The 12,236-nt window shown below is 46.4% G+C and carries 11 protein-coding genes; all 11 read left to right on the forward strand.

Features of this window, described 5'->3' with window-relative positions:
• Positions 1-4: 4 nt before the first annotated feature.
• The 11 genes from ACR6HW_RS00775 to ACR6HW_RS00825 all read left to right on the forward strand — a co-directional run bounded on the left by ACR6HW_RS00775 (position 5) and on the right by ACR6HW_RS00825 (position 12,219).
• Positions 5-1,030, forward strand: coding sequence for a rod shape-determining protein (locus ACR6HW_RS00775; protein ID WP_455729264.1), 1,026 nt, complete (start codon positions 5-7; stop codon positions 1,028-1,030).
• Positions 1,031-1,050: 20 nt separating this feature from the next.
• Positions 1,051-1,908, forward strand: a complete 858-nt coding sequence (gene mreC / locus ACR6HW_RS00780) for a rod shape-determining protein MreC (protein WP_455729265.1) — start codon at positions 1,051-1,053, stop codon at positions 1,906-1,908.
• Positions 1,898-2,395, forward strand: coding sequence for a rod shape-determining protein MreD (mreD, locus tag ACR6HW_RS00785; protein ID WP_455729266.1), 498 nt, complete (start codon positions 1,898-1,900; stop codon positions 2,393-2,395). Before mreC ends, mreD begins: the two co-directional genes overlap by 11 nt.
• Positions 2,388-5,234, forward strand: a complete 2,847-nt coding sequence (locus tag ACR6HW_RS00790) for a penicillin-binding transpeptidase domain-containing protein (protein ID WP_455729267.1) — start codon at positions 2,388-2,390, stop codon at positions 5,232-5,234. Before mreD ends, ACR6HW_RS00790 begins: the two co-directional genes overlap by 8 nt.
• A 118-nt stretch (positions 5,235-5,352) precedes the next feature.
• Positions 5,353-6,063, forward strand: coding sequence for a septum site-determining protein MinC (minC, locus tag ACR6HW_RS00795; RefSeq protein ID WP_455729268.1), 711 nt, complete (start codon positions 5,353-5,355; stop codon positions 6,061-6,063).
• Between the two features lie 28 nt (positions 6,064-6,091).
• A complete protein-coding gene (gene minD / locus ACR6HW_RS00800; RefSeq protein WP_455729269.1) occupies positions 6,092-6,889 on the forward strand; it encodes a septum site-determining protein MinD in 798 nt (265 codons plus the stop codon).
• Between the two features lie 15 nt (positions 6,890-6,904).
• Entirely contained in the window at positions 6,905-7,171 is a 267-nt protein-coding gene (gene minE / locus ACR6HW_RS00805; RefSeq protein ID WP_455729270.1) for a cell division topological specificity factor MinE, read from the forward strand.
• 44 nt (positions 7,172-7,215) lie between these two features.
• Positions 7,216-8,334 carry an FtsW/RodA/SpoVE family cell cycle protein gene (locus tag ACR6HW_RS00810; RefSeq protein WP_455729271.1) on the forward strand — a complete coding sequence of 373 codons (1,119 nt, stop codon included), beginning with the start codon at positions 7,216-7,218 and terminating at the stop codon, positions 8,332-8,334.
• Between the two features lie 8 nt (positions 8,335-8,342).
• Positions 8,343-10,169: a TIGR03960 family B12-binding radical SAM protein gene (locus tag ACR6HW_RS00815; protein WP_455729272.1), complete on the forward strand. Its 1,827-nt coding sequence runs from the start codon at positions 8,343-8,345 to the stop codon at positions 10,167-10,169.
• Positions 10,169-10,873 carry a TIGR03936 family radical SAM-associated protein gene (locus tag ACR6HW_RS00820; protein ID WP_455729273.1) on the forward strand — a complete coding sequence of 235 codons (705 nt, stop codon included), beginning with the start codon at positions 10,169-10,171 and terminating at the stop codon, positions 10,871-10,873. Before ACR6HW_RS00815 ends, ACR6HW_RS00820 begins: the two co-directional genes overlap by 1 nt.
• A complete protein-coding gene (locus tag ACR6HW_RS00825) occupies positions 10,870-12,219 on the forward strand; it encodes a ribonuclease E/G (RefSeq protein WP_455729274.1) in 1,350 nt (449 codons plus the stop codon). Before ACR6HW_RS00820 ends, ACR6HW_RS00825 begins: the two co-directional genes overlap by 4 nt.
• The last annotated feature ends 17 nt before the right edge of the window (positions 12,220-12,236 follow it).

Consider the following 12,236-nt stretch of genomic DNA (forward strand, 5'->3'; position numbering starts at 1 on the left):
GCTTATGAAATTTGGAATGTTTAGCAAACACTTGGGTATTGACCTGGGGACATCGAACACATTGGTTTGTGTTAAGGGGAAGGGCATCGTCGTTAGAGAGTCTTCCGTTGTTGCAATTAACGACAGGGGACAAGTTTTGGCTGTAGGTAGCGAAGCGAAAGAAATGATAGGGAAGACACCGGGACAGATTCGTGCCATAAGACCCCTTAAAGACGGCGTTATTGCGGATTTCGATATCACGCAAAAAATGATTAAATACTTTATATCAAAGGCACTTCCCAATATGGGATTGCTTTCAGGTGCCAAAGTGGTTGTCGGCATTCCATCCCAAATAACAGAAGTGGAGAAGCGCGCTGTTTTTGAGGCCTCCTATTCTGCTGGCGCGAAGGAAGCGTTTCTCATAGAAGAGCCGATGGCCGCTGCCATTGGGGCCAGTTTGCCGATTACTGAGGCGACGGGGAGCATGATTGTCGACATCGGTGGCGGGACAACTGAAATTGCCGTCATCTCTTTGAGTGGCATCGTTACGAGTCGCTCTATTCGAATAGCCGGCGACGAATTGGACGATTCGATTATCAACTACGTGCGTAAAAAATACAGTTTGATGATTGGCGAACGCACGGCAGAACGCATTAAGATGAACATCGCTTGTGCCCTTCCGCCAAAACAAGAAATGCAATACGAAATCACAGGTAGAAATTTGGTGACCGGTTTGCCGAACACCCTTGTGTTGACATCTTCGGAAGTCTATGAAGCCATTAGAGAGCCAATCCAAGCTATCGTAGAGGGCATTAAATCCACCCTTGAAAAAACGCCGCCTGAGCTCGCTTCAGATATTTACCAGTCGGGTATTGTACTCGCCGGCGGCGGTGCGCTATTGCATTATTTGGATCAGCTGATTATCAACGAGACGGGAATGCCGGTACGTACAGCTGAAGACCCACTGGATTGTGTTGCCATTGGCACGAGTAAGGCCGTTGAGAACTTTAACGACCTCAGAGAAGTCTTTATAACCTCGAAGAACCTATAAGCGTATAGAGACGGTGCCCAATGAATGAAAAATATAAAAAAGGGATTGTCATTGTTGTAAGCCTTTTGCTGTTGGTGCTCATGTTGATTTCTTTCGGCGGACGTGAACGCATATCGTCAATTGAAGGGCTTCTAGGCTCGGTGCTTATGCCGGTTCAAAAGGGGTTGACCTCAATAGGCAACTTTATCGACGAAAAGACAGAGCCGCTGCTAAATGTGTTAAAATACAAAACTGTCAACGAAAGTCTTTCCAAGGAAAACGCTTTGTTAAAGGAACAAATTGTGGATCTCACCATGAATGAAAAGGCCTTTAATGAGCTCAAAGCTCTTAAAAAAGCGTTAAATTACGTTGAAGACACACAGACGAATGAGTTTATATCTTGCGATGTCATTGCGAAAGACTATGGCAATTGGTTCAGTATGTTCACCATTAATGTCGGTGAAAAACAAGGTGTAACCAAAAATAGTGCTGTTATCAATGGCAGTGGTCTAGTGGGCCTCGTCTATGAAGTCGGTCCCAACTGGTCGAAAGTCATCTCCATTATCGACAATCAGTCGACAGTGGGGTTTGAGATGTTGCGGGCGACAAATGATTACAAAGGCGTCCTCTACGGCACGACAGACAATGAACTTATCGGCGAACTGTTTGACCCTCAGGCGGAAGTCAATGAAGGGGCGTATATTGTAACGTCCGGACTCGGTATTTATCCCAAGGGTATCCTCATTGGACAAGTCTACGAAGTCATTGAAGACCGAGATGCGTTCTTAAAGCGTATAAAAGTAAAATCCGTGGTGGATTTTAAGAAAATTGATAAAGTCATGGTGTTGCCGTATCGCGAAGAAACGGCAGAAGAAGTGGAGGTGCGCGTTGAAGACTAGGATCATCGTTTTAATTGCCTTCCTCAATTTCATACTTTCCAGCACACTGCTTCAAGTGGTGAGAATCAATGGTGCAATGCCGAATCTTTGCATCATTTTTTCTATACTTTTACTGGTTCACTACGACGAGAAATCGGCTTATGTCTTTGCGGTTTTAAGCGGTGTGTTACAAGACGTGTTTCTCGGACGACTGTTAGCGGTTAACGTCATTGCTTATATTGCTGTTGTTTACTACGCTTCATGGATTATTAAGACGCTGTTTAAAGGCAATTACCTCACGCCAATATTTATCGTCACAACAGGGACGCTCGTCTACCATTTTGTTCTCAGTGTGTTGTATTTCTTCTTTCAAATCTCTTTACCACTCGCCATTATTGCGCCACGTGTCATTACAGAAGTGGTGTACAATTGCGTCATTGGATTTGTTTTTTACGCTTTTTTGTTCAAAAAAGTCAATGGGTACAAGTTAGGAGACTACAATGCTTAAACTATTAAAAGACAGGCGCTTTCACATTCTGGTGGCGTTTATTGCCATCTTTGTTTTCCTGGGCTACAGTTTGTACGACTTGACTATTGTAAACGGCGATTACTACCATAAGCGCTCGATTTCAAACCGCGTTAAGAAAATCGAAATCGTTCCGAAACGCGGTGAAATTCTCGATAGAAACGGCGAAATTCTTGCGACTAATGAGGTCGGGTATTCCGTCAAACTCAACAGCGCTTTAATTCCCTATCAGTCATTTAACGACATCGCCATAAAATTGTACGAGTTTTTTGATGAGCGGGAAGAAGATCAGCTGGAGTTTCCCATTGTCATTGAAAACGGGCAATTTTACTACAGTTTTGACCAAAATATTAAGAAGTGGCTGACGTATAACGGGTATGAAGAAGGGGTTACAGCGCGTCAAGTGCTGGACGATATGCGCGCTGCCAACTACATCGACGAAGCACTTTCAGATTCGGAAGCGTACCGCATCCTCTACAACCAAGGCAAGTACTTGCCAATCTCCACGAGACAAATGCTTTTTCTAGAGGAAATTTACAAGAAGAACTTCTTAAAAGAGTACAGTTTAGAGATCGATGTCTCGGCGGAAGAAGCGTTTAAGAAAATTCGCAAGCGCTCGGATTTTAACATCCCCGATACATTGAGCGACGAAGATGCCTATAAAATCTTAGTGTTGCGACATGCAATAAAGGACCAGGGCTTTTACAAATACGTTCCCATTACAATAGCCAATAGTATTTCACTGGAAACAGCGGTTACGATACAAGAGCGCAACTACGAGTTCCCGGGAATCAGTGTGGATTACGAAACTGTACGCTCCTACCCGAGCGCCGATACGGCAGCGCATATATTAGGGTATTTAGGACCCATTGCCACCGAAAGCGAAATTGAAAAATACGTCAATGGACTTAAATACAACCGCAATCAAATCATCGGTAAGACGGGCATAGAGGGCGTGTATGAAACGCGCCTTCAGGGAGAGCGCGGCTACAAGTATATTGAAGCCGATGTTTACGGTCGCTATGTCGCCGATGTAGATGAAAAGGCGTATGGGCTGGAAGTGAAGACGCCTAAAGCCGGTGAAGACGTCTATTTGACCATTGACTTAAAGCTTCAAAAAGCACTTGAGGACATCCTCGAGAGGGGAACGAAGGCCATTCAGTCCGGAAGTACCTACAAAAGCCCTTGGGGCGATTACAAATACGAAGCTTATCCCAATGCGGAGACCGCGGCGGGGGTGGTTGTAGATGTCAAAACGGGGGAGGTGCTCGCTATGGCCAGCTATCCGGCGTACGATGTCAACCTCTTTGCAAAGGGCATCAGTCAGGAGAGCTGGAACAATTTAAACCCAGTGAACAAGCGGAATCCCCTTGTGGCGCGTCCACTGTATAACACGGCGACGATGATGGCCGTTCAGCCGGGGTCCGTTTACAAAATGATGACGGGGTACGCGGCACTAGAGCAAGGGCTCAATCCGGCGCAGAAACTTTATTCTGCCGGTCATGTAGAGATTGGTAATCAGCGTTTTGGCTGCTGGCTTTGGAACGATTACGGTCGCGTTCACGGTCCGACTGACCTCTACAAAGCGCTTGAAGTATCTTGTAACTATTACTTCTTCAACATCTCCACGGGGAAGGATTACTACCGAAACGGCCTTCTGAATTTTGATATGAATGCGTCTATTTTGACGGCGTCGTCTGAGCAATTCGGTTTCGATGAAAAGACGGGGCTTCAAATACCGGAAGTCAATTTTGGCCTACCGGACCCAGATCGAAAGAAACGCACTATTGAAGCGCTTTTAGGTGCACGATTGAGAACAGAACTCAAAAAATATTTTCCCGAAGAACAAGTGACAAATGAAGAATCTTTAAATGAGTTGGTTGCTACGATTGTCGGTTGGTCCGATGAGAACCCTTCTCGGGGAAAGTTGATCGATCAACTTATAGAGTTGGGCAGCAATCCCGACTATACAGTCACTGAAGACCTTGCCGACCTCATCAAGTACGACTACTTCAACTTGATGAAATGGTATGAGAGCGATACGTTAAACTTGTCGATTGGGCAGGGGGATCACGCCTATACACCGGTTCAAATCGCACGCTATGTTATGGCGATAGCCAACGGTGGTTATCTGCACGAACTGTCGTTGGTGAAGCAGGTGGGGGAAGAAAAGATTCAAAAGACGCCAGATACGACGACTTTGGATGAAGAAGGGTACCTCAAGCACATTCAACAAGGGATGTACCAAGTGACTAAAGGCACACAGTCGAGCTCGAGACGCATTTTCGAAAAGTTTCCGGTAGATGTTGCAGGTAAGACGGGGACAGCTCAGAAAGAGGGCTTGATTCCACCGCTTGATGAAGTGGCTTATCTGACGGAATACCTCGATGAGTTTGCGCCGGAACTGGATGTCGAAACGGTGGAAGCGGAGACGTTGAGAATTTTAAAAGCGCGCAGCGAGGAGTTGGCAGAACTTGAAAAGTTAAAACTCAGTGCTGAAACAGAAGAAGAGAAAGAAAAGTACCACTCAAAATTCGACTCTTTAATCAACCGCGATTACCTCAATAAGGGCTCGGCAATGCGCGCGGCAATAAAATCCCTTTCAGGCGGAACGCTCACCGACGAAATGATCAACCGTTTTCGGTTGCCATACGACAACTATTCGTGGTTTGTCGGGTACGCGCCATACGACAAACCGGAGGTGGCTGTAGTGGTAATGATTCCACAAGGTGGATCGGGCACGTATTCAGCGCCGTTGGTTCGAGATATTTTAGCGGCGTACTTCGAGCTGGAGGCGCCGAGTGAAAATAGTGAAAAATAGCCGGAAATTGCTTGAAATGCACGATTTCCAGTTGTTAAAATCGTCAAAGTACGTTACAATATTAAAAGATAATGTAATAATTCTATGAGACAATAGATTTTACTTGGATGGTGAAAAAATGTCGCTAAAAAACTCAGTTGCCTTTAAAGGCACTTCCAATGGCCTCTTTATAGAAATTGACGAAGACCTGACTTTTGAAGAAATGATAGACGTCATCAAAGGCCTACACAAACAGTCGGGACAGTTCTATAAGGGGGGGACCGTTATCGGTCTCGTTGGAAAAGCGTTGACCTATAGAGAAAAGGGCGCTCTCGAGGAAATTCTCGTGGAACAGTTTGCGTTGAAAATCGAGAGCCTTGAAGCACCGGCGGCCAAGAAGTCGTCTAGACCTAAACCGGAAAAAAAGCTTGAAAAAGAAGTCCCCGTTGAAAAAAAGCCGGTACTTCAAAAGGTGGAGAAAGCGCCAGAACCGGTACCGCCACCTGTATCAGAACCGATTGTCAAGACGCATTATGTATTCGGTACGATGCGCTCGGGCCAATCGGTGGAACACCGCGGTGATGTCGTCGTCATTGGCGATGTCAATCCGGGGGCACAAATTATAGCGGAAGGCAATATCTTTGTCATGGGGAGAGTGCTTGGATTTGTTCATGCGGGCAGTGCAGGAGACGACACAGCTTTTGTCGTAGCTAATTTGCTAAAGCCGACGCAGATACGCATCTCTAAGTTTATCTCGGTTCCTCCAAACGAGGACGTCACCACTCAGAGCGCAACACCTGAGAGAGCTTATGTCAGTGAGGGCATTATAAAAATTGAAAAAACACATTAATTGTAATGGAGATATGGAGGAACAGTATATGGGTGAAGCTATCGTTATAACATCCGGAAAAGGCGGCGTCGGCAAAACGACCACTACGGCTAATATTGGAGCTGCCTTGGCGCTTGAAGGCAAAAAAGTTTGTGTGATTGACGCCGATATCGGCCTTAGAAACCTCGATATCGTCCTGGGACTTGAAAATAGAATTGTATACGACATCGTCGACGTGGTGAGTGAAAATTGCCGCGTCAAGCAAGCGCTGATTAAAGACAAGCGCTTTGACAACTTGTATTTGTTGCCCGCTGCTCAAACGAAAGACAAAGATGCAGTGAAGCCCGATCAAATGAAAAAGCTCATTGCCACATTGAAGGAAATGCACGATTATGTGATTGTCGATTGTCCCGCCGGCATCGAGCAAGGGTTTAAAAACGCTATTGCCGGTGCAGATCGCGCCATCGTTGTGACGACGCCTGAAATTTCTGCCGTTCGCGATGCCGATCGAATTATCGGATTGCTCGAGGCTGCAGAAATCAACAACCCAAGGTTGATTGTCAACCGTTTGAGAGTCGACATGGCAAAGCGTGGAGAGATGATGAATGTCGAAGATATTGAAGACATACTTGCCGTGGATCTCATTGGCGTCGTGCCGGATGATGAAGAAATCGTCATGAGTACGAACCGTGGTGAACCGGCAGTGTTTAAAGAGAACGCGCTCTCGGGTATGGCGTTTAAAAACATTTCAAAAAGGATTATAGGAGAAGATGTACCTTTCCTTGAATTCGATGTTCAAGAGTCGTTCATGGATAAGCTAAAAAGAGCTTTTTCCTTCGGTAGATAGCAAAAGGGAGGCAACATGTTTGATTTCTTTGGATTATTAAAAAATAAGCAGAGTAGTAAGAATGTCGCGAAAGAGCGTTTGAAACTCGTTTTGGTTAATGATCGATCCAACTGTTCTCCTGAGCTTCTAGAACTCATTAAGAAGGACATCTTGTCGTCGATTTCAGAGCACGTTGATTACGATGTCGATCAGCTCGACATCAAAATCACAAAGACGAGGGACAGTTCCTCTGGAAATCCTGTCCTCGTAGCCAATATACCGATTCGTAATTTAAAGCGATAAGTAAAAAAGGCCCTTAGGGTCTTTTTTTAAGTCAGGAGGCGCTTTTGAATTTAAAGAGAATGTTTAAGCAGTTTGACTATGTGCTCTTGGGCATTATTTGCATGATTTTTGTCCTTGGGATTGTCACCATTGCCAGTGCAACAGACGCTGTTAACATCGGTGTGACGCGAGAGGTTAAAATGCAGATTGTTTCTTTTTTCCTCGGACTGAGTGTCATTTTTGTGTTACAATTTATAGATTATGAAGTGGTGGGTGAGTTTTACAAGCCTTTGTATGTGCTTGGGATTGTCTTGATTCTCATGGTCTATGTTCCGGGGCTGGGGATTGAAAAATTTAATTCAAGACGCTGGATCAATTTGATCGGCATTAATGTCCAAACCAGTGAACTCGCTAAAATCACTTATATTCTATTTTTTGCAAAGTTTCTCGAACGCATTGGCGGTGTTAAAAAATTTACGGACATCTTGAAGTGTGGTCTCGTTATGGCGCCATATTTTCTCATCGTTCTAAAGCAGCCGGATCTCGGCACATCCTTGGTCTTTGTCTTTGTCACTTTCGGAATGATGCTCGTTTCTGGGCTGAAATACCGTTACATTGCGTTGGGCTTAGCGGTACTGATGATAGCGACCCCAATCGTCTACCCGCACCTCAAGCCACACCAAAAGCTTAGAATTGAGGCGTATTTAAACCCAGATGACATGTCTTATAAAGGCAATTATCAGGTTCTTAACTCCAAAGTGACCATAGGCTCGGGACAGATGTACGGCAAAGGTGTTTTTAAAGGGGTCTACCATCGTCTGAACTATCTGCCTGTGCAGGAGAGCGATTTTATCTTTCCCGTATTTGTGGAGGAGACGGGATTTGTCGGGGGCATCGCCTTAATTGGGCTGTACCTTTTGTTTCTGATGCGGCTGATTGCCATCAGTTTTAAGGTGAAAGATGCTTTTGGCACTTACATTGTTATCGGTTTTACTTTTATGTTTGCATTTCAAATTATAGAAAACATCGCCATGACCATGGGCAAGTTGCCTGTAACAGGGATTACACTGCCGTTTTTCAGCTACGGCTCGACGGCGCTGGTGACGAGCTTGACAGTCGTCGCCATTGTAGAATCCATTCATATAAGGCGTAAAAAGGGCGCTTTTTCAAGTAATAGTTTTTAGGAGGCACAATGAATTTAGAAGCACTGCTGAGGCGCGTGGAAAAACCGACGCGTTACATCGGCGACGAAATGAACACTTTTAACAAACCTCTCACAGAAGAGCTTATCCGCTTTTGTTTTGCATTTCCGGATGTCTATGAAGTGGGAATGAGCCATCTTGGTATGCAGATTATCTATCGGTTGCTCAACGGCATTGACGACGTTTTTTGCGAACGCGTTTTTGCCCCTTGGACGGATATGGAAGCTCTTATGCGCGAACGCAAGGTGCCGCTGTTCACACTGGAGAGCAAATCGCCTGTTGGCGAAGTGGACATCCTCGGCTTTACACTCCAGTACGAGTTAAGCTATACAAACATCCTCAATATGATGGATTTGTCGGGCATACCGCTGTTGGCTGCCGAGAGAGATGAAAGGCATCCGCTCATTGTCGCAGGTGGCCCATGTGCGTACAACCCCGAGCCGCTTGCCGATATCGTCGACATGTTTTTAATCGGTGAAGGCGAAGAGCTGAATGTCGATTTTATCGACTTGTACCGAACGTACAAACGCGGTGCCATCGATAGAGAAACGCTCTTTGAAAAGGCGATGGCTATTGAAGGGGTTTACGTGCCTAAGTTCTACCGGCCGGTATATGGTGCAGCCGGTGTTATCGAAACCGTCGAGCGTCACGAAAAAGCCCCTGAAAGGGTAAAAAAGCGCATTGTTAAAGATTTTGATAAAGGCTATTGCCTCGATTCAATGATTGTACCGTTTAACGACATTGTACACGATCGGGCCATGCTCGAATTGTTTAGAGGCTGTACAAAAGGTTGCCGTTTTTGTCAGGCGGGGATGCTCTATCGGCCGATTCGAGAACGATCAGAGGAGACGCTTGTCGAGAGCATCGATAAAATTTTGAGCACGACGGGGTACGAAGAGCTGTCTCTGACATCGCTGAGTACTTTGGACTACAGCCGAATTAAGCCGCTGGTAAAGACATTGGTTGAGAAGTACGAGAAAGACAACATCGGCGTTTCGTTGCCGTCGCTTCGACTCGACAGCTTTTCAGTAGACGTTTTAAAAGAAATTCAAAAAGTGAAGAAGACGGGCTTGACATTTGCACCGGAGGCGGGAACGCAGCGACTGCGCGACGTCATCAACAAAGGTGTCACCGCCGAGAATATTCAAACGACTTTTGAAAGCATCTTCTCTTTAGGGTGGCACCGCGTCAAGCTGTACTTTATGATCGGATTGCCAACGGAGACTTTCGAAGATCTCGACGGCATCAACGACATCGGGAATCTCGCCACTTATCTGTTTAAGCAGAACAAACCCGAAAATATGAAAAAATCGGTACAGGCGACTGTGAGCACATCGTGCTTCGTGCCAAAGCCTTTTACACCGTTCCAGTGGATGCGACAAGATACCATTGAAGAGTTCAGAGAGAAAATCGCTTATCTCAGACAAAAGATTACCAATAAAAAGCTGGTTTACAATTATCACGACCCTGAAACAAGTATTTTAGAAGGCGTCTTTGCCAGAGGGGACAGGCGTCTGGGTGCCGTGTTAATTGAAGCGTATAAAAACGGTTGTCGTTTTGACGGGTGGCAAGAGTACTTTGACTTCGATCAATGGATGGCGGCTTTTGATAAACTGGGCGTCGACCCCGCTTTTTATACACACCGCCAACGTGCGTATGACGAAGTGTTGCCGTGGGATGTTATCGATCCAGGTGTTTCAAAAGCATTTTTGCAAAGAGAAAATGAAAAGGCGCGAAACGCCGAGGTGACGGAAGACTGTCGCGAGACATGTACCGGTTGCGGCGTCAATGTCAATATCGTAGGTGGTGCATGCTAATGAAGACGCTTAGAATTAAATATACCAAAACAGACTATATGAAGTACCTCGGGCACCTTGAGCTGATGAAACTGTTTGAGCGCGTTTTTAGATATGAAAAGATGCCGCTTAAGTACTCGGAGGGCTTTAACCCCATACCGAAGTTGACGTTTGCAGCACCTTTGAGTGTCGGATACGCCAGCGAAAGCGATATTATGGAGGTTCAGCTGGTAGAAGAAGTGCCCCTAGATAAAGTGCTTGGCATCAAAATGCCGCGCGGCATTGTCCTATTAGACGCGCGGTATGTGACCTGTAAGAAGTCGTTAATGGCAGGTGTCGAGTACGCGGCGTACGATATTGTTGTCAAACGCGAAGATGGCGCGCCTCTGGGGGTCGGTCGAGAGGCTTTTGAAGCGTTTGTCGGTCAAGAGGAAATCCTCTATGAGAAAAAGACGAAGAAGGGCAAAACCAAAATGGTCGACATGCGCGAACAGATGGCGACGGCATCGGTTGTCGAAGCGTCTGAGGGACGGCTGCACGTAAAGGCCGTTCTCATGTGCAGCAGCGCCGGTAGCTTGAACCCCGACCGCTTGATTCGAGCTTTTTTAAGTGACTGCAGCGTCGAAGGGGATGTCGAGATGGATGTGACGCGCAGTGGGCTCTTTTATATGAAGGACAGCAAGATGACCGATCTGTTTGCTCTAGAGGACGGAGAGCAGTCATGAGACTCTTTACACTAGACAGGTCGCCTTTTTTAACGGCGGCCTTTTTCTACGACAACACGTCTAGAACCATTGTGGATTGGGTGATTGACAATCCGAAGAAAAATCAAATACTGGACGATGTGTACTATGGTAAAGTCCTGCGCGTCGTCCCGCATTTGGGAGGGGCTTTCGTAGACATCGGTTTGAGCAAGGACGCCTTTTTAAAAACTAAGAGAAAGATTAAAGCCGGCGAGCACATCGTCACCCAAGTGGTGAAAGAGCCCTATCAACGGAAAGGGGCACAGTTGTCGGAAGACATCACTCTAGGGGGGCGGCATTGTGTCTACATGCCTTACGGGAGTGGTCTAAAGCGCTCAAGCAAACTAGAGGACACCGAAGAGGTCGAGGCACTTTGTAGTGCCCTTGAAGCTCTCCTCGATGCTGAAGACGGCGCTATTGTCCGCACAGAGGCGGGCGCTTTTCCCAAAGAAGCCGTGGCAGAGCTCAAGGAATTGAAAGAGACGTGGACGGCGCGCATCCAACGGGCGACACTTGAAAAAAAAGCGGTGTGTCTATGGTGTAGCAGCGATATTCAAAGAGTACTCGCCGATAAAATCGCTCAGTTTTCACCGGAAAAATGCGTAGTAGGTGACGGTGAGGCTGTTAAATGGCTTAAAACACTCGGCGTTGAAAGGGCAAAAATCGAATTGTCTAATTCGGGGCTCTCGAGTGCACAGGCAGTACACGTCCCCGTCGACTACCTTTTAACCGACGCGGTGTATAAAGATGACAGCGGTGTGAGTATCGTCGTAGACGAGCTGGAGGCGTTTACAATTGTAGATGTCAATTCTGAGCACTACGACGGCGGCAACGCGCCTTCGTGGAACACAAATGAAATCGCCATAAGGCTCGTAAAGCGCGTGCTTGAACAGAGGCGCATCGGCGGTGTGGTGCTTGTCGATTTGCTGACACTATCCCCACAGGATAAGGAGCGGTTTATAAAATCGGTCGTTGCGCCTACTTTCGGCAAGCGCGAAGGGTACCGCGTGATGGGGTATACAGCGCTCGGCCTGTTGGAATTGTTGCGGTATCGTCGAGAGATTTCTGTACGCGACAGCCTCAGCATCGATTTCAGAGCGCGGGATTTGTCCTACTGGAAGCTACATGAACTTTACTTTGAACTCTTGAGACTCGAACGGCACACCAACACGCGAGCGGTAACGCTGTCTGTTTGTGAACCGCTTTACGAACTGTTGAAGCAGAAGTCGTATTTTGATGCGCTTTCAATGGATGTCAAGCTCAAATTGCTCAAGCCCGTAGAGACAGCGTATAAAATTAAAACGCTTGACACGACTAGTGAATTGTGATAACATTTATCGGGTAG

Source organism: Fusibacter sp. JL298sf-3 (assembly GCF_053842995.1).

What these genes read in the sequence shown, in the direction of transcription:
- minE (WP_455729270.1), top strand. Translation starts at nt 6,905, where the DNA reads ATGTTTGATTTCTTTGGATTATTAAAAAATAAGCAGAGTAGTAAGAAT.
- ACR6HW_RS00820 (WP_455729273.1), top strand. Translation starts at nt 10,169, where the DNA reads ATGAAGACGCTTAGAATTAAATATACCAAAACAGACTATATGAAGTAC.
- mreC (WP_455729265.1), top strand. Translation starts at nt 1,051, where the DNA reads ATGAATGAAAAATATAAAAAAGGGATTGTCATTGTTGTAAGCCTTTTG.
- ACR6HW_RS00790 (WP_455729267.1), top strand. Translation starts at nt 2,388, where the DNA reads ATGCTTAAACTATTAAAAGACAGGCGCTTTCACATTCTGGTGGCGTTT.
- ACR6HW_RS00775 (WP_455729264.1), top strand. Translation starts at nt 5, where the DNA reads ATGAAATTTGGAATGTTTAGCAAACACTTGGGTATTGACCTGGGGACA.
- ACR6HW_RS00825 (WP_455729274.1), top strand. Translation starts at nt 10,870, where the DNA reads ATGAGACTCTTTACACTAGACAGGTCGCCTTTTTTAACGGCGGCCTTT.
- ACR6HW_RS00815 (WP_455729272.1), top strand. Translation starts at nt 8,343, where the DNA reads ATGAATTTAGAAGCACTGCTGAGGCGCGTGGAAAAACCGACGCGTTAC.
- minD (WP_455729269.1), top strand. Translation starts at nt 6,092, where the DNA reads ATGGGTGAAGCTATCGTTATAACATCCGGAAAAGGCGGCGTCGGCAAA.
- minC (WP_455729268.1), top strand. Translation starts at nt 5,353, where the DNA reads ATGTCGCTAAAAAACTCAGTTGCCTTTAAAGGCACTTCCAATGGCCTC.